21 protein-coding genes and 1 pseudogene are annotated in these 21,512 nt (G+C 75.1%); 5 read left to right on the top strand and 17 right to left on the bottom strand.

Annotated elements, in window-relative coordinates; all coding sequences use genetic code 11:
* Positions 1 to 4: 4 nt before the first annotated feature.
* The 4 genes from MW084_RS20765 to argC form a co-directional block, all read right to left on the bottom strand.
* A complete protein-coding gene (locus MW084_RS20765) occupies positions 5 to 1,207 on the bottom strand; it encodes an acetylornithine transaminase (protein ID WP_010471974.1) in 1,203 nt (400 codons plus the stop codon).
* Positions 1,204 to 2,106 (bottom strand): acetylglutamate kinase, encoded by a 903-nt coding sequence (argB, locus tag MW084_RS20760; protein WP_010471976.1) that lies wholly within the window; start codon positions 2,104 to 2,106, stop codon positions 1,204 to 1,206. The genes MW084_RS20765 and argB overlap by 4 nt, the downstream gene beginning before the upstream one ends.
* Entirely contained in the window at positions 2,103 to 3,254 is a 1,152-nt protein-coding gene (gene argJ / locus MW084_RS20755; protein ID WP_010471978.1) for a bifunctional glutamate N-acetyltransferase/amino-acid acetyltransferase ArgJ, read from the bottom strand. The genes argB and argJ overlap by 4 nt, the downstream gene beginning before the upstream one ends.
* 139 nt (positions 3,255 to 3,393) lie before the next feature.
* Positions 3,394 to 4,422: an N-acetyl-gamma-glutamyl-phosphate reductase gene (gene argC, locus MW084_RS20750; protein WP_010471980.1), complete on the bottom strand. Its 1,029-nt coding sequence runs from the start codon at positions 4,420 to 4,422 to the stop codon at positions 3,394 to 3,396.
* A 182-nt stretch (positions 4,423 to 4,604) separates the two neighbouring features.
* Here argC and MW084_RS20745 point away from each other — a divergent pair, with 182 nt between their 5' ends.
* Positions 4,605 to 5,102 (top strand): cupin domain-containing protein, encoded by a 498-nt coding sequence (locus MW084_RS20745; RefSeq protein WP_010471982.1) that lies wholly within the window; start codon positions 4,605 to 4,607, stop codon positions 5,100 to 5,102.
* Positions 5,103 to 5,257: 155 nt separating this feature from the next.
* Here MW084_RS20745 and MW084_RS20740 read toward each other — a convergent pair whose 3' ends face one another.
* Positions 5,258 to 6,418, bottom strand: coding sequence for a methyltransferase (locus MW084_RS20740; protein ID WP_010471985.1), 1,161 nt, complete (start codon positions 6,416 to 6,418; stop codon positions 5,258 to 5,260).
* 13 nt (positions 6,419 to 6,431) lie between these two features.
* Positions 6,432 to 6,926 carry a GNAT family N-acetyltransferase gene (locus tag MW084_RS20735; RefSeq protein WP_010471987.1) on the bottom strand — a complete coding sequence of 165 codons (495 nt, stop codon included), beginning with the start codon at positions 6,924 to 6,926 and terminating at the stop codon, positions 6,432 to 6,434.
* Between the two features lie 57 nt (positions 6,927 to 6,983).
* Here MW084_RS20735 and MW084_RS20730 point away from each other — a divergent pair, with 57 nt between their 5' ends.
* Positions 6,984 to 7,589, top strand: coding sequence for a DUF6461 domain-containing protein (locus MW084_RS20730; RefSeq protein ID WP_010471989.1), 606 nt, complete (start codon positions 6,984 to 6,986; stop codon positions 7,587 to 7,589).
* A 90-nt stretch (positions 7,590 to 7,679) separates the two neighbouring features.
* Entirely contained in the window at positions 7,680 to 7,886 is a 207-nt protein-coding gene (locus tag MW084_RS20725) for a DUF1918 domain-containing protein (protein ID WP_029553604.1), read from the top strand.
* Between the two features lie 37 nt (positions 7,887 to 7,923).
* Here the strand turns inward: MW084_RS20725 and MW084_RS20720 are convergent.
* A pseudogene (locus MW084_RS20720) lies at positions 7,924 to 9,070 on the bottom strand (glycoside hydrolase family 10-like protein); the annotation flags it as partial.
* Positions 9,071 to 9,483: 413 nt separating this feature from the next.
* On the opposite strand from MW084_RS20720, the gene MW084_RS20715 reads away from it, so the two are divergent.
* Entirely contained in the window at positions 9,484 to 10,344 is an 861-nt protein-coding gene (locus MW084_RS20715) for a 3-hydroxybutyryl-CoA dehydrogenase (RefSeq protein ID WP_010471994.1), read from the top strand.
* Positions 10,345 to 10,455: 111 nt separating this feature from the next.
* Here the strand turns inward: MW084_RS20715 and pheT are convergent, their stop codons facing one another.
* The 7 genes from pheT to infC all read right to left on the bottom strand — a co-directional run bounded on the left by pheT (position 10,456) and on the right by infC (position 17,926).
* A complete protein-coding gene (gene pheT, locus MW084_RS20710) occupies positions 10,456 to 12,984 on the bottom strand; it encodes a phenylalanine--tRNA ligase subunit beta (protein ID WP_010471995.1) in 2,529 nt (842 codons plus the stop codon).
* Positions 12,984 to 14,111: a phenylalanine--tRNA ligase subunit alpha gene (gene pheS, locus MW084_RS20705; RefSeq protein ID WP_010471996.1), complete on the bottom strand. Its 1,128-nt coding sequence runs from the start codon at positions 14,109 to 14,111 to the stop codon at positions 12,984 to 12,986. Before pheS ends, pheT begins: the two co-directional genes overlap by 1 nt.
* Before the next feature lie 137 nt (positions 14,112 to 14,248).
* Positions 14,249 to 15,394, bottom strand: a complete 1,146-nt coding sequence (locus MW084_RS20700; protein WP_275563733.1) for a sensor histidine kinase — start codon at positions 15,392 to 15,394, stop codon at positions 14,249 to 14,251.
* A gap of 51 nt (positions 15,395 to 15,445) precedes the next feature.
* Positions 15,446 to 16,306, bottom strand: coding sequence for a TrmH family RNA methyltransferase (locus tag MW084_RS20695; RefSeq protein WP_010476243.1), 861 nt, complete (start codon positions 16,304 to 16,306; stop codon positions 15,446 to 15,448).
* A 115-nt stretch (positions 16,307 to 16,421) separates the two neighbouring features.
* Complete coding sequence (gene rplT, locus MW084_RS20690; protein WP_010476244.1) at positions 16,422 to 16,808, bottom strand: 50S ribosomal protein L20; 387 nt, start codon at positions 16,806 to 16,808, stop codon at positions 16,422 to 16,424.
* Positions 16,809 to 16,903: 95 nt separating this feature from the next.
* Positions 16,904 to 17,098 carry a 50S ribosomal protein L35 gene (gene rpmI, locus MW084_RS20685; protein ID WP_010476245.1) on the bottom strand — a complete coding sequence of 65 codons (195 nt, stop codon included), beginning with the start codon at positions 17,096 to 17,098 and terminating at the stop codon, positions 16,904 to 16,906.
* Between the two features lie 117 nt (positions 17,099 to 17,215).
* Positions 17,216 to 17,926: a translation initiation factor IF-3 gene (gene infC / locus MW084_RS20680; protein WP_078572154.1), complete on the bottom strand. Its 711-nt coding sequence runs from the start codon at positions 17,924 to 17,926 to the stop codon at positions 17,216 to 17,218.
* A 309-nt stretch (positions 17,927 to 18,235) separates the two neighbouring features.
* Between infC and MW084_RS20675 the strand changes: the two genes are divergently transcribed.
* Positions 18,236 to 18,598 (top strand): DUF1844 domain-containing protein, encoded by a 363-nt coding sequence (locus MW084_RS20675; RefSeq protein ID WP_010476247.1) that lies wholly within the window; start codon positions 18,236 to 18,238, stop codon positions 18,596 to 18,598.
* Positions 18,599 to 18,612: 14 nt separating this feature from the next.
* On the opposite strand, the gene MW084_RS20670 is transcribed toward MW084_RS20675, so the two are convergent.
* The 3 genes from MW084_RS20670 to MW084_RS20660 all read right to left on the bottom strand — a co-directional run.
* Positions 18,613 to 19,347, bottom strand: coding sequence for an SseB family protein (locus tag MW084_RS20670; RefSeq protein WP_010476248.1), 735 nt, complete (start codon positions 19,345 to 19,347; stop codon positions 18,613 to 18,615).
* A 26-nt stretch (positions 19,348 to 19,373) separates the two neighbouring features.
* Positions 19,374 to 20,582, bottom strand: coding sequence for a type VII secretion-associated serine protease mycosin (gene mycP / locus MW084_RS20665; protein ID WP_010476250.1), 1,209 nt, complete (start codon positions 20,580 to 20,582; stop codon positions 19,374 to 19,376).
* Positions 20,579 to 21,436: hypothetical protein (locus MW084_RS20660; RefSeq protein WP_338057700.1), on the bottom strand; the 858-nt coding region annotated here is incomplete at its 5' end. The genes MW084_RS20660 and mycP, both read right to left, overlap by 4 nt.
* Positions 21,437 to 21,512: the final 76 nt, after the last annotated feature.

Here is a 21,512-nt window from a genome sequence, read left to right as displayed (position 1 = left end):
TGTGTCATTCTCCGGCTCGTCTCTCCCCGTCGGCCGCGGTGGCCGCCTCCAGGACGCCGGGCAGGGCCCGGAGGAACGCGTCCACCTCGTCGTCCCCGGCGATCAGCGGCGGCGTGAGCCGGATCACGTCGGGAGCGGGCGCGTTCACCAGGAGGCCGGCGTCCTGAGCCGCCTGCTGCACCCGGGGTGCGAGGGGCTCGCCGAGCACGATACCCAGCAGCAGGCCCGCGCCGCGGACCCGGGACACCGACGGGTGCCCCAGGCCCTCGATCCCGTCGCGCAGCCGCCGGCCGAGGCGGCCGACCCGAGCGGGCCCCCCGTCGGCGGCGAGGGTGTCGAGGACGGCGAGCGCGGCGGCGCAGGCGACGGGGTTGCCGCCGAAGGTGGAGCCGTGGTGGCCGGGCCCGAGCAGGCCGGCCGCCTCGCCGAACGCGACGGCCGCGCCGATCGGGAGCCCGCCGCCCAGGCCCTTGGCGAGGGTGACGACGTCGGGGTCGACGCCGTGCGCCTGGTGCTCGAACCAGTGGCCGCAGCGCCCGACGCCCGTCTGCACCTCGTCGAGGACGAGGAGGGTGCCGGTGGCGCGGGTGATCTCGCGGGCGGCCCGCAGGTACCCCGGGGGCGGGACGACGACGCCGGCCTCGCCCTGGATCGGCTCGACGACGACGAGGGCGGTGTCGGTGGTGACGGCGGCCCGCAGGGCGTCCGCGTCGCCGTACGGGACATGGGTGACGTCCCCGGGCAGCGGGTGGAACGGCTTCCGCTTGCCCTCCTGGCCGGTGAGGGCGAGGGCGCCCATGGTGCGGCCGTGGAAGCCGCCGGTGGTGGCGACCGCGTGCTGGCGGCCCGTCAGGCGGCCGATCTTGAAGGCGGCTTCGTTGGCCTCGGCCCCCGAGTTGCAGAAGTAGACCCGGCCGGGGCGGCCGAACAGCTTCAGGAGCCGTTCGGCGAGGGCCACGGGCGGTTCGGCGGCGAAGAGGTTGGAGACGTGGGAGAGGGTGGCGACCTGCTCGCCGACCGCCCGGACGATCGCCGGGTGGGCGTGGCCGAGGGCGTTGACCGCGATGCCGCCGACGAAGTCCAGGTACTCCCTGCCGTCGGCGTCCCACACGCGGCAGCCCTCGCCGCGGACGAGCGGGAGGCGGGGGGTGCCGTAGGTGTCCGCGAGGGCTGCCCGCCAGCGCCGGGTGAGCTGCTCGTTGCTCATGCGGGGGCCTCCCGGCCGTCGGGCACGACCATGGTGCCGACTCCCTCGTCGGTGAAGATCTCCAGCAGGATCGCGTGCGGGACGCGCCCGTCGATGACGCGGGCGGTGCGGACGCCGTTGCGTACGGCGTGGAGGCAGCCCCGCATCTTGGGGACCATGCCGCTGGACAGCTCGGGCAGGAGCTTCTCCAGCTCGGTGGCGGTGAGGCGGCTGATGACCTCGTCGCTGCGGGGCCAGTCCTCGTAGAGGCCCTCGACGTCGGTGAGGACCATCAGCGTCTCGGCGCCAAGCGCCGCAGCGAGTGCCGCAGCCGCCGTATCAGCATTGACGTTGTAGACATGTTCGTCGTCCTCCGATCGGGCGATCGACGACACGACGGGGATGCGGCCGTCGGCGAGGAGCGCCTCGACGGCGCCCGTGTCGACGGCCGTGATCTCCCCGACGCGGCCGATGTCGACGGGCTCTCCGTCGACGAGGGGCTGGTGCCTGGTGGCGGTGAGGGTGCGGGCGTCCTCGCCGGTGAGGCCGACCGCGAGCGGGCCGTGCCGGTTGAGCAGTCCGACGAGTTCGCGCTGGACCCGGCCGGCGAGGACCATCCGTACGACGTCCATCGCCTCGGGCGTGGTGACCCGCAGGCCGGCCCTGAACTCGCTGGCCAGGCCGTGCCGGTCGAGGGCGGCGCTGATCTGGGGGCCGCCGCCGTGCACGACGACGGGCTTCAGGCCGGCGCGCCGGAGGAAGACGACGTCCTGGGCGAAGGCCGCCTTCAGGTCGTCGTCGACCATGGCGTTGCCGCCGAACTTGACGACGACCGTCCTGCCGTGGTGGCGGGTGAGCCAGGGCAGCGCCTCGACGAGGATCCGGGCCTTCGGCAGCGCGGTGTGCCTGCGGGTGCTCATGAGCTGTAGGCGCTGTTCTCGTGGACGTACTCGGCGGTGAGGTCGTTGGTGAGGACGGTGGCGGAGGCGGTGCCCGCGGCGAGGTCGGCGGTGATGACGACCTCGCGCCCGCTCATGTCGACGAGGTCGCGGTCCTCGCCGACGGAGCCGTCGCGGCAGACCCACACGCCGTTGATCGCGACGTTCAGGCGGTCCGGTTCGAAGGCGGCGCGGGTGGTGCCGATGGCGGCCAGCACCCGGCCCCAGTTGGGATCCTCGCCGTGCACGGCGCACTTGAGGAGGTTGTTGCGGGCGACGGACCGGCCGACCTCGACGGCGTCGGCCTCGCAGGCGGCGCCGACGACCTCGACGCGGATGTCCTTGGAGGCCCCCTCGGCGTCGGCGACGAGCTGCCGGGCGAGGTCGTCGCAGACCTCCCGCACCGCGTCGGCGAAGTCGTCGTACGCGGGGGTGGTGCCGGAGGCGCCGGACGCGAGGAGCAGGACGGTGTCGTTGGTCGACGTGCAGCCGTCGGAGTCGACCCGGTCGAAGGTGACGCGGGTGGCGGCCCGCAGCGCCCCGTCCAGCTCGGGTGCGCCCAGGTCGGCGTCGGTGGTGAGGACGGCGAGCATGGTGGCGAGGCCGGGAGCGAGCATGCCGGCGCCCTTGGCCATGCCGCCGACGGTCCAGCCGTCGCGGGTGGCGACGGCGGTCTTGTGGACCGTGTCGGTGGTCTTGATGGCGACGGCGGCCTTCTCACCCCCGTGCCCGGACAGTTCGGCGGCGGCCTTCTCGACGCCGGGCAGGAGCCTGTCCATGGGCAGGTGGACGCCGATGAGGCCGGTGGAGGCGACGGCGACCTCGCCCGCGCCGACGCCGAGGACCTCGGCGGCCTTCTCGGCGGTGGCGTGGGCGTCCTGGAATCCCCGGGGTCCGGTACAGGCGTTGGCGCCGCCCGAGTTGAGGACGACCGCGGCCAGTTCGCCGGTCTCGAGGACCTGCTGGGACCACAGGACGGGGGCGGCCTTGACGCGGTTGGAGGTGAAGACGCCCGCGGCGGCGCGGCGGGGGCCGCCGTTGACCACGAGGGCCAGGTCCGGGTCGCCGCTCTCCTTGATCCCGGCGGCGACGCCCGCCGCCGTGAACCCCTTGGCTGCCGTGACGCTCACTGTGCTCCTCCGTTCGCCCCGCCGTGGTGGCGGTTCTCGTCTCCGTCGCCCGTGCGGCGTACCGCCGCGGTCCTCGTCGTCACCCGCGGCCCGGTGGCCGCGCGCGTTCCCCCGGCCGCCGCCGGGAGGCGCCCCCGGCTCACGGTGCGACTCCCACCGCGGGGAGGCCGGTCTCCTCGGGGAGCCCGAGGGCGATGTTCATGCTCTGCACCGCGCCGCCCGCGGTGCCCTTGGTCAGGTTGTCGACGGCGCTGATCGCGATGACGCGGTCCGCCGCCCCGTCGTACGCCACCTGCACCTGGACGGTGTTGGAGCCCCGGACGGCCGCCGTGGCGGGCCACCGCCCCTCGGGCAGGAGGTGGACGAACGGCTCGTCGGTGTACGCCTTCTCGTACGCGGCCCGCAGGTCCCGCGGGGTGGTGCCGGGCCTCGCCCCGGCGCTGCACGTGGCGAGGATGCCGCGGGACATCGGGGCGAGGGTGGGCGTGAACGACACGGTGACGGGCCGGCCCGCGGCGGCGGAGAGGTTCTGGGCCATCTCCGGGGTGTGCCGGTGCCCGCCGCCGACGCCGTACGGCGACATGGAGCCCATGACCTCCGAACCGAGCAGGTGGGCCTTGGGCGTCCTGCCGGCGCCCGAGGTGCCGGACGCGGCGACGACCACCGCCTCGGGCTCGGCGAGGCCGTGCGCGTACGCCGGGAACAGCGCCAGCGACACGGCGGTCGGGTAGCAGCCGGGTACCGCGACGCGCCTGGCCCCCTCCAGGGCGGCCCGTGCGCCCGGCAGTTCGGGCAGTCCGTAGGGCCAGGCCCCGGCGTGCGGGGAGCCGTAGAACCGCTCCCAGTCGGCGGGGTCCCTCAGCCGGAAGTCGGCGCCCAGGTCGACGACCAGCGCCTCGTCGCCGAGCCGTTCGGCGACGGCGGCGGACCGGCCGTGCGGCAGGGCGAGGAACACCACGTCGTGCCCGGCGAGGGCGTCCGCGGTGGTCGGCTCCAGGACGCGGTCGGCGAGCGGGACCAGGTGCGGTTGGAGCTCGCCGAGCGGCCGCCCGGCGTTGGAGCCGCCGGTGAGCGCGCCGATCTCGACACCGGGGTGCGCGAGGAGCAGGCGCAGCAGCTCCCCGCCCGCGTAACCGCTCGCACCCGCCACTGCCACCCGTACCGTCATGGACCCTCCTTCTGGATGGCATGACTATACGGAGTAACGCAGATTTATGCAAGATCCATTCCGGGTGGTGCATGGTCGTGCCCGGCGGTACGGGGTCGGGCGGGTGGGCCGGGGTGCCGGTCGCGGGGCTCGCTACGATCCCCGGAAAGGCCCATCCCACCCGCGGCTCTCTGGAGGACGACATGGCGACGCCCCCGGTGGCGAGCGTGCTCGCCCGGATGACCGACCTCGTCCGCACGGCGCCGGCGGACCGGGGCGGCGTCCTGTGGAAACTGGCCGCTCCGGAGCGGCAGCTCGACGCGAACCTGGTGCGGCTGGCCCCCGGGGCGCGGGTGGACGTGCACGTCGAACCGGACCTGGACGTCCTGGTGTTCGTGGTGGACGGCAGCGGCGAGCTGGAGGCGGACGGCGGGGCGGAGGCGCTGGAGGCCGGGTGCGTGGTGTGGCTGCCGCGCGGGGCCCGGCGGGGGCTCGCGGCGGGCCCGCGGGGGCTCGGCTACCTCACGGCGCACCGCCGGCGTCCCGGCATGACGATCGGGCGGGCGCCCGGGGCGGAGCGGACCGGCGGGGAGCCGGCGTGCCTGCTGGACCGGGTGTGCCCGGAGTGCGGCCGGCTGGCGCCCGAGGGCGCCGAGGTGCGCTACTGCGCACGGTGCGGGACCGCCCTGCCGGAGCGCTGAGGGCCGCGGCCGGTGGCGGTTGGCAGCGGTCGCGGTTGGCAGCGGTGGCGACCGGTGGCCGTCGCGGTCGGCAGCGGTGGTGGCCGGTGGCCGTGGCGGTCGCGAAGGGGCCCGGCGGAGGATGCGCTCACCGGGGCGGCGGAGGGCGCGGCGGGTCAGCGCTTCACTGCGCGCAGCACCACGAACTTCGGGTTGCTGCCGACCACTTCGCAGTTGCCGAACACGCGGCGCAGGGTCACGTGGTAGCCGAGGTGCCGGTTGCCGACGACGCGCAGTTCGCCGCCGCCGCGCAGTACGCGGCGCGCGGCGGTGAACATCCGGCGGGCGGTCGCGTCGGTGAGGGCCTGGTGGCTGTGGAAGGGCGGGTTGTTCAGGACCACGTCGACGGAGCCGTCCGGCACGTCCGCGGTGCCGTCGCCGACGACGAAGCGCGCCCGGGCGCCGGGCGGCGCGGAGGCGCGGAAGGTCTCCTCGGCGGAGGCGACCGCCTGGTACGACTCGTCGGTGAGGATCACCTCGGCGCCCGGTTCCGCGACCGCGACCGCGAGGCCCACCACGCCGTTGCCGCAGCCCAGGTCGAGGACGCGGGCTCCGCCGAGGCCGCCCGGCAGGTGCTGCAGGAACAGGCGGGTGCCGATGTCGAGCCGGTCGGCGCAGAAGACGCCCGCGTGGTTGACGACGGTCAGCCCGGCCACCGCCGGGGCGTCGCCGGGCAGGGCGTACCGGTGCGGCCAGGGGTTTCGCGGGCGCGTGAGGCCCGGGTCGGGGGTCGTGTGGACGAGCCGGGCCTTCCGCACCGCGAGGGAGGTGCGGGTGGGGCCGACGAGCCGCTCGAAGAGGGCGAGGGTGGAGGTGTGGATCTCCTTGACCATGCCCGTGCCGACGACGGCCGTCCCGGCGTGCAGGGCGGGCGCGAGGCGGTGGAGCTGGTCCTCCAGGAGCGCGAGGCTCTTGGGGACGCGGACCAGCAGGACGTCGACGCGGGCGGGCGGGGCGTCCCGGGTGGTGAGGAGGCGGACCCGGTCCCCGGCGAGGCCGGCGCGGGCGAGGTTGGCGCGGGTCGCCTCGCGCCCGAGGTACGAGTCGGTGATCTGGACCAGCTCGCCGGGCTCGGGCCGGCCGGCGAGCGCGGTGGTGAGGGCGCCCCAGCGGTCGCCGACCACGGCCACGGTGCCCGGGAGCGCGGGGGCGTCCGGCTCCGCGAGGTGCCGCAGCAGGTACTCGTCGGCGGCGTCCCAGGCGCGGAGCGGGTCGCGGGGGTGTTCGGGGAAGCGGGTGAGCGCGTACTCGCCCCATGACGTGGTCAGACGGTTCATCGTGGGGTTCAGGCTAGCCTGCGGTGCCGGGCGCGGGCGTCCCGCGTCCCCGGGGGCCCGCCGGCCCGGGCGGCTGCCGCGGGTCCAGGCTCATCCAGAGGCCGGGGTCCTCCAGGGGGGTGAAGCCGACCTTCCCGTACACGCCGTGGGCGTCCCGCGTGGCGAGCAGGACGCGGCCGACGCCGTGCGGCGCGAGGTGGTCGCGGACGGCCGCGGCCAGGGCGGTGCCCAGGCCGGTGCCGCGGGCTCCGGGGGCGACGTACACGTCGCACAGCCAGGCGAACGTCGCGAGGTCGGTGACGACGCGCGCGTACGCCGCCATGGCGCCGCCCTCCCTCTCGTACGCCCCGAAGTTGAGCGAGCCGTCGATCGCGGCGTCCTGCTCCTCCCTGCTGCGGCCGAGCGCCCAGTACGTGTCGGTGGACAGCCACCGGTGGATCCGTGCGCGGTCGAGTCGGGCGGAGTCGGTCGAGATCTCGTACAGGCCGAAAGTGTTCGTCTCCTTCATGGTCGAACTCTTGCAGAGGGACGACCCGTTGTCGGAGGGGGCTGACACGATCGGGGCATGAACGCGACTGCCGCCGACTACCGCTGGCTCGGTGACCACTGCCCGGACCTGATCGAGGCCTACTGCGTGACGCTGGTGCGCGCGGTCTCCCCCGACGAGGCGCTCCGGCGGTTGCGCGCACGCGCGGACGGGCGGGTGACGGGGATAGCCGCGCTGGTCGGGGCCGCCGCGCGGGCGTGGCGGGAGTCCGGCGGCGACCGGCACTTCCTGGGGCTGTGCGCGGTCGACGGCTGGACGCTGATGGTGGAGCCGAACGGCTACCTGGGCAGCCTCCACGAGGCGGCGGCGCCCCTGTCGAGGGGCACCGAGCTGGTCGCGCACTTCCGGAACGTCAGCGCCGTGGACCACTTCAGCCGGTACGCGGACGGCGAGCCGCGGCTGCTCTTCGAGCCGCTGTCCCCGTACGCGCGGGACGGCGCCGGGCCGGGCGGGGCGGCGGCGCTGATGCGGGAGGTGGGCTTCGGGCCGCGCGAGGACGCCGCGGACCCGATGGCGGCGGCGGAGGCCGCGTTCGCCCTGGCGGAGCGGCTGACCGGGGTGCGGCTGACGCCGGAGCTGCTGGACGGGGCGGAGTTCCTCACCGGCTCGGCGCCCGGTTTCTGAAGGAGGTGCGCACGCCTCGGGTGACGCGGATCACATATCCGGACGTAGACTCCCACTTACGGGCAAACCGATGCGAGGAGGTCACCTTCGATGGAAGCAACCGTGGGCGACAAGCTGCTGGTGCACGGCCGCGTGGTCGGCCGGCACGACCGTACGGCCGAGATCGTCGAGGTCCTCGGCGAGCACGGCCACCCGCCGTACCGCGTCCGCTTCGACGACGACGGGCACGAGGCCGTGATGTCCCCGGGCCCGGACGCCGTCGTACGCCACAAGGAGCAGCCCGGGGAAGGCTCCTGAAGTCCTTCGACCGGTCCCCGCCCCGTCTCCGCGCGCCTCACGTCCCCGGAGGGCGGACCGGTGTCGGGTAGTGGTCGGCCACGACCCTGGCCATCGCCCCGATCCGGTCCGCGACCACGTCCCGGGCCCCGAAGAAGACGTGCCCCAGCACCTGGTCGTGGGCGCCGGCGAGGGTGAGGTGCCGGGACAGTTCCGCCGGGTCCTGCCACGGGGCGGGCGCCGCCGGGTCCCCGGCCCGGTACAGGGCCTCCCCCACGTAGAGGTGGACGCCGGTGCCGCGCACCGTGTCGTTCCACCACGGCACGAGCGCGGCGTAGTCGGCGGCGCCGAAGCCGATGTGCCAGTACAGCTGGGGGGCGATGTAGTCGATCCAGCCCTCCCGGACCCAGGTGCGGGTGTCGGCGTGCAGGTCGTCGTACGCCTGCAGGCCGCGCGTGTCGGAGCCGCGCGGGTCGGTGGCGGCGTTGCGCCAGATCCCGAAGGGGCTGATGCCGAACGCCGTGCCCGGCCTGACCTGGCCGATCCGCTCGGACGTCTCGCGCACCAGGAGGTCGACGTTGTCGCGCCGCCAGGCCGCCCGGTCGGGGAAGCCGCCGCCGTGCGCCTCGTAGGACGCGTCGTCGTCGAAGACCTCCCCGGCGACCGGGTAGGGGTAGAAGTAGTCGTCGAAGTGGACGGCGTCGAGGTCGTAGCGGCGTACGGCGTCGAGCACCGCGTCCTGGACGAAGCGCCGGACCTCCGGCAGACCCGGGTCGTAGTACAGCCTCCCCGCGTAGGGGACGACCCAGTGCGGGTTGCGGCGCGCCGGATGGTCCCCGGACAGGCGCGAGAGGTCGGCGTGCACGGCGACGCGGTACGGATTGAACCAGGCGTGCAGGTGCAGGCCGCGCCGGTGGGCCTCCGCGACGGCGGTGCCGAGCGGGTCCCAGCCGGGGTCCCGGCCCTGGACGCCGGTGAGGCACTCGGCCCACGGCTCGTACGGCGAGGGCCACAGGGCGTCGGCCGTCGGCCGCACCTGGAGGATCACCGTGTTCAGGCGGCGCTCCACGGCCAGGTCCAGCAGCGCGGCCAGCTCGGCGCGCTGGTCGGCCGCCGGCAGTCCGGCGCGGGAGGGCCAGTCGCGGTTGGCGACCGTCGCCACCCACATCCCCCGGAACTCCTCCCCGGCCGCCCGGCGGCGCCGGNCCCCGCCGCCGGGCGGCCGGGGAGNNGGNCCCGNNNCACCGGCCGCGTCGCCGGTGGCCAGCAGCGACGCCGCCAGCCCCGCCGCTGCCGCGACCATTCCGCGCCGCCCGATCCGGCCGCTCCCGTGTCCCATGTGCCCTCCCGGTCTTCCCCTCGATGCCCGGGCCGCGCCGGCCCCGGTCGGCGCGGTCCCCACCCGCCGTGCTCCTTCCGGCCGCCTCGCACCCCGNGCGCCCGGGGNGNNNGGCGGGCCCNGGGGNCCGTACGGCTGTCCTCACGGAGCATGCCCGGCCCGGGCGGCGGCCGATCCCCGCGAACGGAGTAACGTCGTGGGGTCGAGGCGGGAAGGGCCGCAGCCGTGCGGGCGCCCCGCCACCCGGAGATCAGCGAAAGGCACGAGGTGACGGACTCAATGGCCGACATTGCACGCGTCGGAGTGGTGGGCTGCGGTCAGATGGGCGCGGGCATCGCGGAGGTGTGCGCCCGCAGCGGCCTCGAGGTCAGGGTGGCCGAGACCACCGGCGAGGCGCTGGAGATCGGCCGCACCCGGCTGTACAACTCCCTCGACAGGGCCGCGGGGCGCGGGAAGATCAGCGAGGAGGAGCGCGACGCGGCGCGGGCCCGCCTGAGCTTCACGACCGACCTCGGGGAGTTCGCCGACCGCGATCTGGTCATCGAGGCGGTCGTCGAGAACGAGCAGGTGAAGACGGAGATCTTCCAGGTCCTCGACCAGGTGGTGACCCGGCAGGACGCCATCCTGGCGTCCAACACGTCCTCCATCCCGCTGGTGAAGCTGGCCGTGGCGACGTCCCGCCCCGACCGGGTCATCGGCATCCACTTCTTCAACCCGGCGCCGGTCCAGCAGCTGGTCGAGCTGATCCCCGCGCTGACCACCTCGGACGACACGCTCGGCCGCGCCCAGACCGTGGTCGAGAAGGTCCTCGGCAAGCACGCGATCCGCGCCCAGGACCGGTCCGGTTTCGTGGTGAACGCGCTGCTGATCCCGTACCTGCTGTCGGCGATCCGGATGTTCGAGTCGGGCATCGCCAGCCGCGAGGACATCGACAACGGCATGGAGATGGGCTGCGCGCACCCCATGGGCCCGCTGAGGCTGTCCGACCTGATCGGCCTGGACACGGTCGCCTCGGTCGCCGACTCGATGTACGCCGAGTACAAGGAGCCCCTGTACGCGGCTCCCCCGCTGCTCCAGCGCATGGTGGACGCGGGCCGCCTGGGCCGCAAGACGGGCTCGGGCTTCTACGCGTACTCCTGAGCACCCGCCGCCGCTCCGGGACCCCCTACGGGGCCGGGGCGGCGCCCTGGGAAAGCGTGAGGGGCGCGTCCGGTGGGTCCGGACGCGCCCCTCACGTACGGGCGCCGGGCGTCAGGCGCCGCGCAGCACCGCCCCGGTGCGCTCGGCGGCGAGCGCCACGGCGGCGTCGCGGGCGGCGGTGGCCTCCTCGACGGTCAGCGTGCGGTCCGCGGCGCGGAACCGCAGCGCGTACGCCAGGGACTTCTGGCCCTCGCCGATCTGCTCGCCGGTGAACACGTCGAACAGCCGGATGGACTCCAGCAGTCCGCCCGCGCCCTCGGTGAGGGCGCGCTCCACGTCGGCGGCCGGCACGCCCCGGTCGACGACCAGGGCGACGTCCTGCGTGGCCACCGGGAACGCGGAGATCCGCGGGGCGGGCACGGGACCGACGGAGGCCCGCTCGACCAGGTCGAGGTCGAGCTCCATCGCACAGGTGCGGGCGGGCAGGCCGAGCGCCTTGACGACGCGCGGGTGCAGCTCGCCGGCGTGGCCGGCGATCCGCTCGGCGCCGTCGGCGACGACGACCAGCTCGGCGCAGCGCCCCGGGTGCCACGGGCCGTACCGGCCCTGGCGGACGACCAGCTCGGCGCCGGTCTCGCGGGCGACGGTCCGGGCGGCCTCGACCGCGTCGGCCCAGTCGGCCGGGCGGCCCCCGCCCCACCAGCCGGCCTGCTCGCGCGCGCCGGCCAGGACCGCGGCGACGTGCCGCGGCTGCTCGGGCAGGACGGCGTCGACGCCGGCGAGCTCCGCGTCGGTCGGGCGGCGGTCGACGGGCAGCCGCGCCGCGACGCCCTGCTCGGGGGCGGCGCGGAAGACCAGGCCGGTCTCGAAGAGGGCCAGGTCGTGGCTGCCGCGGCCGTCGTTGCGGCGCAGCGCGGCGAGGAGGCCGGGCAGCAGCGTGGTGCGCAGCGCGGGCTCCTCGTCGGAGAGCGGGTTGACGAGCTTCACGACCCGGCGGGCCGGGTCGTCCGCCGGGAGGTCGAGCTGGTCGAGGACCTGCTCGCCGATGAACGGGTAGTTCAGCGCCTCGACGTACCCGGCGCCGGCCAGGGCGCGGCCCACCCGGCGGTGGGTGCGCTGGCGCTCGGTGAGCCCGCGGCCGGCGGGGGGCTTGGGCAGCGTGGAGGGGAGGTTCTCGTAGCCCTCCAGCCGGATGACCTCCTCCGCGAGGTCGTTCGGCTCGCTCAGGTCGGGACGCCAGGACGGGACGGTGACGGTGAGGTCGTCCTGCCCGTACACGTCGCAGCCGACCTCCTGGAGGCGGCGGACGACGGTCTCGCGGCCGTAGGCGACGCCCGCGACGCGGTCGGGGTGGTCGGCGCGCATGGCGATCGTGCGCGGTGCGCCCTGCGCGACGACCTCGGTGACGCCGGCCTCGGCCGTGCCGCCCGCGAGGAGGACCAGCAGGTCGACGGTGCGCTGTGCGGCGGCGGCCGCGGCCTGCGGGTCGACGCCCCGCTCGAACCGCTTGGACGCCTCGGAGGACAGCTTGTGGCGTCGGGCCGTGCGGGCGATGGAGATCGCGTCGAAGTGGGCGGCCTCGACGACGACCTCGGTGGTGCCGCGGACCTGGCCCGTCTCGGGGTCGGTCCCGGCGTCGGCGATCTCGGTGTCGGCACCGCCCATGACGCCCGCGATGCCGATGGGGCCGCGGTCGTCGGCGATGACGAGGTCGGCCGGGTCGAGGGTGCGGACGGTGCCGTCGAGGGTGGTGATCTTCTCGCCGGGCTCGGCGCGGCGCACGCCGATCGGGCCGTCGAGGCGGCTCCGGTCGTAGGCGTGGAGCGGCTGGCCCAGTTCGAGCATCACGTAGTTGGTGACGTCGACGGCGAGGGAGACCGGGCGCATGCCCGCCTTCTGCAGGCGGCGCTGCAGCCAGATCGGCGACCGCGCCTCGGGGTCGAGTCCGACGACGGTGCGCGCGGTGAAGCGGGGGCATCCGGCCGGGTCGGTGACCTGGACCGGGTAGCCGTACGAGTTCGGCGCGGGCACGTCCAGGAGGGCCGGGTCGCGCAGCGGCAGCCCGTACGCGATGGCGGTCTCGCGGGCGACGCCGCGCATCGACAGGCAGTAGCCGCGGTCGGGCGTGACGGCGATGTCGAGGACCTCGTCGTACAGCTCCAGCAGGGCGGTGGCGTCGGTGCCGACCTCGTGCTCGGGCGGCAGGACGATGATGCCGTGGGTGCCGTCGTCGCCCATGCCGAGCTCGTCGGAGGAGCAGATCATGCCGCGGGACATCCGGCCGTACGTCTTGCGCTCGGCGATGCGGAAGTCCCCGGGCAGGACGGCGCCGGGGAGGGCCACGACGACCTTGTCGCCCTCGGCGAAGTTCCGGGCGCCGCAGATGATCTCCTGGGGCTCGCCGGTGCCGTTGGACTCGCCGACGTCGACGGTGCAGTAGCGGATCGGCTTCTTGAACTCGGTCAGCTCCTCGATGGTGAGGACCCTGCCCACCACGAGGGGGCCGGTGAGGCCGGCGCCGAGCCGCTCGACGGTCTCGACCTCCAGCCCGGCCGAAACCAGCTTGGCCTGTACGTCGCGGCCGGTCTCCGTCGCCGGCAGGTCGACGTACTCCCGCAGCCACGAAAGCGGGACCCGCATCAGATCTCCATCCCGAACGGCCGGGCGAACCGGACGTCGCCCTCGACCATGTCTCGCATGTCCTCGACGTTGTGGCGGAACATCAGCATCCGCTCGATGCCGAACCCGAAGGCGAAGCCGCTGTACCTCTCCGGGTCGACACCGCAGGCGACGAGCACCTTGGGGTTGACCATGCCGCAGCCGCCCAGCTCGATCCAGCCCTCGCTGCCGCAGGTCCGGCAGGGCCGGCCGGGGTCGCCGACGGACTCGCCGCGGCAGACGTAGCAGAGCATGTCCATCTCGGCGGACGGCTCGGTGAACGGGAAGAAGTTCGGGCGGAGCCGGGTCTTCATGTCCGGCCCGAACAGCGCCCTGACCATGTGGTCGAGGGTGCCCTTGAGGTCGGCCATGGTGAGGCCCTCGTCGACGGCGAGGAGCTCGATCTGGTGGAAGACCGGGGTGTGCGTGGCGTCGAGCTCGTCGGTGCGGTAGACGCGGCCGGGGCAGACGACGTACACGGGCGGCTCGCGGTCGACGAGCGTGCGCGCCTGCACCGGCGAGGTGTGGGTGCGCAGGACGATGCCGGACTCGTCGCCGCCGGTGCCCGCGGGCCCCTGGACGAAGAAGGTGTCCTGCATCTGGCGGGCCGGGTGGTCGGGGACGAAGTTGAGGGCGTCGAAGTTGAACCACTCCGCCTCGGCCTCGGGGCCCTCGGCGACCTCGTAGCCCATGGAGACGAAGACGTCCGTGACGCGCTCCATGAGGGTGGTCAGCGGGTGCCGGGCGCCGGCCGGGACGCGGTCGTGGGGGAGGGTGACGTCCACCGCCTCCTCGACCAGCACACGGGCGTCGCGCTCGGCCTCCAGTTCGGCCTGGCGGGCGGCCAGGGCCTTGGACACCGCGCCGCGCGCCTGGCCGACGCGCTTGCCCGCCTCGGCCTTCGCGTGCGGGGGCAGGGCGCCGATCTCCCGGTTGGCGAGGGCGAGGGGCGAGGTGCCGCCCGTGTGGGCGACCTTCGCGTGGGCGAGTTCGTCGAGGTCGCCGGCGGCGGCGAAGGCGGCGAGCGCCTCGTCCCGCATGCGCTCGATCTCTTCTGGTTTCAGTGCCTCGACCTCGACTGGGTCGTACGACTTGTTGGGTGCCGACATCTCTTCCCGTGCTTCCGAATGGGCTGGCTGGAGCCCCCGCTCGACGACCGAGGACGCAAAGGTGCCAAAGGCCGAGTCTAACGGGGTGTGGCTGTCGCGGCTGAGCCCGTGGGCGCCGCCGGTCCGGACCGGCGGGGTCAGATCCCCCGGGTCAGGTACGCCGGGGCTCCCACGGGCAGGGTGAATCGGAACTCCGCGCCGCCCGCGGGGGCGCGGCCGACGGTGATGGCGCCGCCGTGGGCCTCGACGAGCCCCTTGACGATGTAGAGGCCGAGGCCGGTGCCGCCGCGGGTGCTCCCCCGCCAGAAGCGGGTGAAGACGCGGCCCATCGACTCCTCGGGGATGCCGGGGCCTTCGTCGCTCACGGTGATCGCCGTCCCTGTCTCGTCGTCCTGCGGGCCGGTGGGGGCCACCTCGATGGTGACGGTTCCCTCGCCGTGCCGCACGGCGTTTTCCAGGAGGTTCCCCAGGATCTGGTCGACCTTGTCGGGGTCGGCCCACAGTTCGGGCAGGGGGCGGCGGACGCGGACGAAGAAGCGGTCGGGCGACTGCCCGCGGGCGGTGAGGTTCTGGACGTGGCGGCCTACCGCGGCGGCGATGTCGACGGGCTGGCGGCGCACCTCCAGCCGGCCGGAGTCTATGCGGGAGATGTCGAGCAGCTCCGTGATGAGCCGGGTGACGCGCTTGGCGTCGGCGTCGACGGTCTCCAGGATGAGCCGCTTCTGCTCGTCGGTGAACCGCTCCCACTTGGCGAGGAGGGTCCGGGTGAAGCCCCGGACGGAGGTCAGCGGGGAGCGCAGCTCGTGGGCGACGGTGGCGATCAGCTCGGCGTGGCTGCGCTCGTTGCGGCGGCGGGCCTCGGCGCCCCGGAGCGTGACCACGACGCGGCGGACCGGGCCGAGCGGTTCGTCCCTGACGTACCGGGCGGAGACGAGGACCTCCCGGCCGCCGGGCAGCAGCAGGTACCGCTCGGGCTGGCCGGTGCGGGTGGCGAGGCCGCCGTACGGGTCGGTCAGCGGCCACCAGCGGCGCCCCTTGAGGTCCTCCAGCGGGAGGGCCTCCTCCAGGCGGCGGCCGAGCGCCCGCTCCCGGGGCACGGCGGTGATGCGCGCGGCCGGCGCGTTGAAGCAGACGATCCGGCCGTCGGCGCCGGCGACGACGAGCCCGTCCGGCAGCTCGTCCGCGTCGTACGTGCCGGGGCCCTGCCCCGCGGCGCCCCGGTGGGCCGCCCGGCGCGCTAAGGCGGCGTGGTCCTCCGCGTGGCTGCCGGTACCGAGCGTCATCCCCGTGTCCCCACCCTCAGTGTCGCCCGACGGGTCCTCGAACCCTCCACCCTACTGGCTCGCGGTGACGGAACGGCACCCTCCGGCCGCGCGCTGTGCCCGGGCGGAGGCGTAGAGGCAGACGGCGGCGGCGGTCGCCAGGTTCAGGCTCTCGGCCCTGCCGTGGATGGGGACGCGGACGACGGCGTCGGCGAGGGACCGGGTCTCCTCGGGGAGGCCCCACGCCTCGTTGCCGAAGATCCACGCGGTGGGGCCGCCCATGGTGCCCGCGTCGAGTTCGGCGTCGAGGTCCTCGGTGCCGGCGCCGTCGGCGGCGAGGACGCGGGCGCCCGCGGCCTTCAGGCCGGCGACGGCCTGCCCGACGGGGACGCCGACGGCGACCGGCAGGTGGAAGAGGGAGCCGGCGGAGGCGCGGACGGACTTGGGGTTGTACAGGTCGACGGAGGCGTCGGTGAGGACGACGGCGTCGGCGCCGGCCGCGTCGGCGCAGCGCAGGACGGTGCCGGCGTTGCCCGGGTCGCGCACGTGCGCCAGGACGGCGACCAGCCGGGGGCGGGCCGCGAGGACCTCCTCGAACGGGGAGTCCAGGAAGCCGCACACGCCGACGAGGCCCTGCGGGGTGACGGTCTGGGAGATCTCGGCGAGGACGGCGTCGGAGGCGTGGTGGACGCGGGCCCCGGCGGAGCGGGCGGCGTCGACGATGTCGGCGTACCGGGTGGCGGCCTCGGCGGTGGTGAAGAGTTCGCGGAGCGTCGCCTGGCCGTCCGGCCCCCGGTGTCCGGCGGCCTCGCGGACGGCCTGCGGCCCCTCGGCGATGAACCGGCGCTCCTTGCTCCGGAAGTTCCGCTTGGCGAGGCGCCGCGCGGCGGCGACGCGCGGGGAACGCGGCGAGATCAGCTCGGGGGTGCCCATGGTGCTCGGCGGCTCTTTCTGACTGCGGGGTCGGGGTCGTGGCGGGACGGCGAACGCGCCGGACCCGCAGGCGCGGGGCCTGCGGGTCCGGTCGGAAGGAACGGCGGCCTGGGGCTCAGGCGGCGGCCTTCGGGGCGTTCACGTCGCTCGGGAGGGCCTTCTGGGCGACCTCGACGAGGGCGGCGAACGCGGTGGCGTCGTTGACCGCGAGCTCGGCCAGGATCTTGCGGTCGACCTCGATGTTGGCGGCCTTCAGACCCTGGATGAAGCGGTTGTACGTGATGCCGTTGGCGCGGGCGGCGGCGTTGATGCGCTGGATCCACAGCTGGCGGAAGTCGCCCTTGCGCTTCTTGCGGTCGTTGTAGTTGTAGACCAGCGAGTGGGTGACCTGCTCCTTCGCCTTGCGGTACAGGCGGGAGCGCTGGCCGCGGTAACCGCTGGCCTGCTCGAGGATCGCACGGCGCTTCTTGTGAGCGTTGACTGCGCGCTTGACGCGTGCCACTTGTTGACTCCTTGTAGCGGGGCCGCGGGGATGGTCACACGGCCCGGAAACGAATGGGTCCCGGCTTCCGGGGGCTTCGGATCAGGTGATCGGGGTCAGATGCCCAGCATCTTCTTGATCTTGGCGCTGTCACCCGGGGCCATCTCGGCGTTGCCGGTGAGGCGGCGCGTCAGCTTGGACGACTTGTGCTCGAGCAGGTGGCGCTTGCCGGCGCGCTCGCGGAGCACCTTGCCGGAGCCGGTGATCTTGAAGCGCTTCTTGGCACCGCTGTGCGTCTTGTTCTTCGGCATAGCGCCGTTATCTCCTCGTCAGTGGCGCTCCCAGCCGGTCCGGGGACCGGCGCGCGGGAGCGTCAGGTGGATCTGTCCCGCGTCCCGGGCGGGATGCCCCGGACACGGCCTTGCGGACTACTGGGCGGACGAGTCCGCCTGGGCGGGCGACTCCGCCTCGACGGACGGTTCCGCCTGGGCGGGCTGCCCCTGGCGCTCCGCCTTGCGGGCGGCCTGCGCCTCACGGGCCTCGGCCATGGCCTCGGTCTTCTTCTTGTGCGGACCGAGAACCATGATCATGTTGCGGCCGTCCTGCTTCGGGTTCGACTCGACGAAACCGAGGTCCTGGACGTCCTCCGCGAGCCGCTGCAGGAGCCGGTAGCCGAGCTCCGGCCGGGACTGCTCGCGTCCGCGGAACATGATCGTGATCTTGACCTTGTCACCCTGCTTGAGGAACCGGACGACGTGACCCTTCTTGGTGTCGTAGTCGTGCGGGTCGATCTTCGGCCGGAGCTTCATCTCCTTGATGACCGTGTGCGCCTGGTTCTTGCGCGCCTCACGGGCCTTCATGGCCGACTCGTACTTGAACTTCCCGTAGTCCATGAGCTTGCACACGGGCGGACGGGCGTTCGCCGCGACCTCGACCAGGTCGAGGTCGTACTCCTGGGCAAGCTCCAGGGCCTTGGCGAGCGGAACGATTCCGACCTGCTCGCCGCTGGGACCGACAAGTCGCACCTCGGGAACGCGAATCCGGTCGTTGATGCGGGGCTCGGCGCTGATGGATCCTCCTCGGTAGCACCATGCGACCGCCTGGCGGACGGACGCATAACGTCTGTGTGGTGAGACCAACCGCGCCGGCGCATGGGAAACGCCCCGGACGGGACACAGGCGGGGCTCCTGGTGATACCGGAACACCGCCACGGCGGACCGCGGGGCGCTGTACTCGGGCGGGTCCATCGTCCGTACGGAACGATGGGCGCCACCTGACCGGTGACCCGCCGTCCCGGAGGGCGGTCGGGTGGGAGACGGAGCCTCCACTTGTGGGCCGGAGCTCATGGGTTCCGGCCGGTCGTCACACCAGGCTACCAGCTGCCCGGCGGTGGGCCCAACCGGGCGGGCNNGGCNGGCNGGNNGGCGCGACCGCCTATCGTGTGGGGCATGAGTGACGCCACGCCCAGCGAGCCCGGACCCGACTTCGCCGCCATGACCCGCGACATCGCGGAGGTCCCCGCGGTGGAGGTGATCGTCACGGTGGCTGTGAACCTGATGAGCGCCGCCGCCGTGAAGCTCGGGCTGACCGAGGAGGGCGACGCGCACAAGGACCTCGACGAGGCCCGCAAGCTGGTGCACGCCCTGGCGGGCCTGCTGGACGCGAGCGCGACGGAGATCAGCTCCTTCCACGCGGCGCCGCTGCGGGACGGGCTGAAGTCCCTGCAGCTGGCGTTCCGCGAGGCGTCGCTGGTGCCGGACGAGCCGGGCCGGGGGCCGGGCGAGAAGTACACCGGCCCGGTCTTCGGCTGACCCGGTCCCTCCTCCTACTCCCGTACGTACAAGGGCCCGCCCGGCGGGGTGGCCCCGGCCGGCAGCAGCGCCAGGTCGAGGCCCCGCACCAGGCGGGCCCTGAGCGTCTCGTCCGCCGCCATGGCCGCGGCCACGCGGCGCGCCGCCTCCGCCGGGACCGCGTCCGGCGCGAGGACCAGGGCCAGCGTGCCGTCCGTGCCGTCGCCGCGGCCCAGGTGGGCGCGCAGCACCGCCGGCTCGGCGGCGACGATCGCCCGCACGGCCCCGGTGACGGCGGGGTCCGCGAGGGGGTCGGTGCTGGTGCGGCCCTCGGCGAGGGCGAGCAGCGCCCGGCCGGTCAGCTCGTACGGCACCGGGCCCGCCATGTCCAGGACCAGCGTGTCGGCCTTCTCGTGCGCGGCGGCCTGGAGCGCCTGGTGCAGCGGCACGGCGACGGGGCGGGCCGCCGGGTCCCAGCGGGCCAGCGCCTCGGTGGAGGTGAACGCGGGCAGCGCGCGGCGGTCGCCCGCGGTGAGCGTGGGCACCGCCATGTCGCTGGTCTTCTCGCGGCGCAGCCCGTTCTCGTCCTGCTCGACCTCGCCGAGGACGGTGACGACGGGGACGAGGAGCCGGGCCCCCTTCAGCGCCTCCAGCACGCGCGGCTCGGCGCCGCGGTCCTCGGCCCACGCCGCGAGGGCCTCGGCGAGCCGGGGGTCGGCGGAGCCGTCGTCGTCGGAGAAACCGGGGTCGGGAATGTTCTTGAGCGCCACGCACCGAGCCTATCGGGGCGGCGTGCTCACCCCGTACGGCGCCCTCCGCGCCACAGCACGGCGGCGGTCGCCACCAGCAGCGCGCCGACGCCGCCCGCGATCGGGGCGACGGGGCCGGCGGGCTCCTCGGGGCCGGGGCCGCGGCGCGGGCCGGGCCCGAAGTACTCGCGGCCGTAGCCGGCGGCGGCGGTCTTGAGGTCGGCGGGGCGCAGAGCGGCGCCGGCCTCGATCGCGGCGGCCGGGTCGACCGTCCCGTGCCCCTTGTGGTCGTCGCGGCCGCCCTCGGGGCCGTCGCTCGCGGTGTCGGCGAGCAGCTTCCTGATCTGGGAGGGCGTGAGGCCGGGGTGCGCGGCGCGGACGAGGGCGACGGCGCCGGAGACGAACGCCGCGGCGGCGCTGGTGCCCCAGCCCTCGTAGTACCGGCGGTCCGGGTCGGCGATGACGACGTCGACGCCGGGCGCGCTGACCGCGGCGTACCAGCGGCTGGTGGAGAACGAGGCGCGGGTGCCGTAGCGGTCGACGGCGGTCACGGCGATCACGCCCGGGTAGGCGGCGGGGTACGAGACCCGGTCGCCCTTCTCGCCGCCGTTGCCGGCGGAGGCGACGACGACGGCGCCCTTGGCGAGGGCGTACTGGACGGCGGCGTCCTCGGCGGCCTCGGGGTGGGCGGACTCGCTGTCGTCGCCGAGGGAGAGGTTGATCACGTCGGCGCCCTGGTCGGCGGCCCAGCGGATGCCCTGGGCGAGGGCGCCGCCGCGGGTCTGGCGGGCGCGGACGCGGGCCTGGTCGGCGCCCTCGAGGATGACGCGGACGGGGAGGATCTTCGCCTCGGGGGCCACGCCGACGACGCCGTCGCCGTTGCCGGGGCCGTGTCCGTGCCCCGCGATGATGCCGGCCATGGCGGTGCCGTGGCGGGCCCAGGCGCGGTCTCCGCGCTTGGCCCCGAACCCGACGAGGTCCTTGCCGGGGAGGACGTTGCCGACCAGGTCGGGGTGGGTCTCGTCCACTCCGGTGTCGAGGACGGCGACGGTGACGCCCTCGCCCCTGGTGGTGGCCCAGGCCCGCTCGGCGTTGATCGCCTCGTTGCCCCACTGGCGGGCGCGGATGCCGTCCGCGCGGGCGGGGGCGGCGGGCAGGAGCGCCAGGGCGGTGGCCGTGAGGGCGGCGAGGAGCAGGCGGGCGGTGTTCCCGAGGCCCGGCGCGGCGGCGGCGCCCGGCGCGGCGGTGTGCTTCATCGCTCCCCCTCCCCCGCGGGCCCCTCGACCGCTCTGGTGACCGCCGTGCGCAGGGCCTTCTCCACCTCGCCTGCGACGCCGCGCGCCTCGTGGCCGAGCCCGGCCTGCGCGGGGGCGGTGGTCCGGCCCTCGGCCATCGCCTGCCGGGCGGGCTCGGGGCGGGGTACGGAACGGCCGTCCGCGAAACCGGAGACCCCGTACACGACGACGGGGGCCCCGGCGAGGACGTTCACGTGCCAGCTGGCGCGCTGGGCCTCGCCGAACCGGGCGGCGACGGTGCCGGGCGCGGCGAACGCCGGGGGTATCAGGCCGGGGTCCTCGCCGAGGCCGCCGGTGGTGAAGCGGGCGCGGAGGGCGGCCGTGCCGGCGGCGTCGCCCCGCAGGAAGACCATGCCGACGGTGGTAACGCTGCTGGAGGTCGCGTCGGTGTAGGTGGCGCGGAGCACGCGCAGGCAGCCGGCGAGGGCGGCGGCGAGCCGCGGCCGGAGCACGGTGACGCAGGGCGCGTCGGGCGCGACGGCGACGCGCGTCCAGGAGCGGTCCGCCCCGCCCGGGCCGGCGTCCGCGCCCGCGAGGGTGCGGGGGAAGAGGGAGTCGACGGGGGTGCTGTGCCAGAGCGTGGCGGCCTCGGTGTAGGCCGTGCGCTCGGGTGTGCCGCCGGGGTCCCGGAGCATCCAGGTCCCGGCGGCCGACCCCGCGACGAGCCCGGTCCCGAGGACGAGGCAGGCGAGGGCCGCCGCGGTCCGCGCGGGGCGGCGCGGCGCGGGGACGGGCCGCAGGCGCACGGTCGTCTCGCGGGGCGTCTCGGGCGGGGCCGTCCGGTACGCCGGCGGGTACGGTGCCGGGGCCCCGGCNNCGTACCGNACGGCGTNCCCNNGTCCTTAAACCCAACCGACGCCGCCGACGGCCCCCTACCGGTATAAATCATAG

It is taken from the genome of Streptomyces sudanensis, from assembly GCF_023614315.1.
In the GTDB taxonomy this organism is placed as follows: domain Bacteria; phylum Actinomycetota; class Actinomycetes; order Streptomycetales; family Streptomycetaceae; genus Streptomyces; species Streptomyces sudanensis.
The sequence above is the reverse complement of the archived record's forward strand: the minus strand, read 5'-3'. Positions and strand labels throughout refer to the sequence as shown.

Coding starts and splice junctions, on each gene's coding strand:
- MW084_RS20765 (WP_010471974.1), bottom strand. CDS start 1,207: ATGAGCAACGAGCAGCTCACCCGGCGCTGGCGGGCAGCCCTCGCGGAC.
- argB (WP_010471976.1), bottom strand. CDS start 2,106: ATGAGCACCCGCAGGCACACCGCGCTGCCGAAGGCCCGGATCCTCGTC.
- argC (WP_010471980.1), bottom strand. CDS start 4,422: ATGACGGTACGGGTGGCAGTGGCGGGTGCGAGCGGTTACGCGGGCGGG.
- MW084_RS20745 (WP_010471982.1), top strand. CDS start 4,605: ATGGCGACGCCCCCGGTGGCGAGCGTGCTCGCCCGGATGACCGACCTC.
- MW084_RS20740 (WP_010471985.1), bottom strand. CDS start 6,418: ATGAACCGTCTGACCACGTCATGGGGCGAGTACGCGCTCACCCGCTTC.
- MW084_RS20735 (WP_010471987.1), bottom strand. CDS start 6,926: ATGAAGGAGACGAACACTTTCGGCCTGTACGAGATCTCGACCGACTCC.
- MW084_RS20730 (WP_010471989.1), top strand. CDS start 6,984: ATGAACGCGACTGCCGCCGACTACCGCTGGCTCGGTGACCACTGCCCG.
- MW084_RS20725 (WP_029553604.1), top strand. CDS start 7,680: ATGGAAGCAACCGTGGGCGACAAGCTGCTGGTGCACGGCCGCGTGGTC.
- MW084_RS20715 (WP_010471994.1), top strand. CDS start 9,484: ATGGCCGACATTGCACGCGTCGGAGTGGTGGGCTGCGGTCAGATGGGC.
- pheT (WP_010471995.1), bottom strand. CDS start 12,984: ATGCGGGTCCCGCTTTCGTGGCTGCGGGAGTACGTCGACCTGCCGGCG.
- pheS (WP_010471996.1), bottom strand. CDS start 14,111: ATGTCGGCACCCAACAAGTCGTACGACCCAGTCGAGGTCGAGGCACTG.
- MW084_RS20700 (WP_275563733.1), bottom strand. CDS start 15,394: ATGACGCTCGGTACCGGCAGCCACGCGGAGGACCACGCCGCCTTAGCG.
- MW084_RS20695 (WP_010476243.1), bottom strand. CDS start 16,306: ATGGGCACCCCCGAGCTGATCTCGCCGCGTTCCCCGCGCGTCGCCGCC.
- rpmI (WP_010476245.1), bottom strand. CDS start 17,098: ATGCCGAAGAACAAGACGCACAGCGGTGCCAAGAAGCGCTTCAAGATC.
- MW084_RS20675 (WP_010476247.1), top strand. CDS start 18,236: ATGAGTGACGCCACGCCCAGCGAGCCCGGACCCGACTTCGCCGCCATG.
- mycP (WP_010476250.1), bottom strand. CDS start 20,582: ATGAAGCACACCGCCGCGCCGGGCGCCGCCGCCGCGCCGGGCCTCGGG.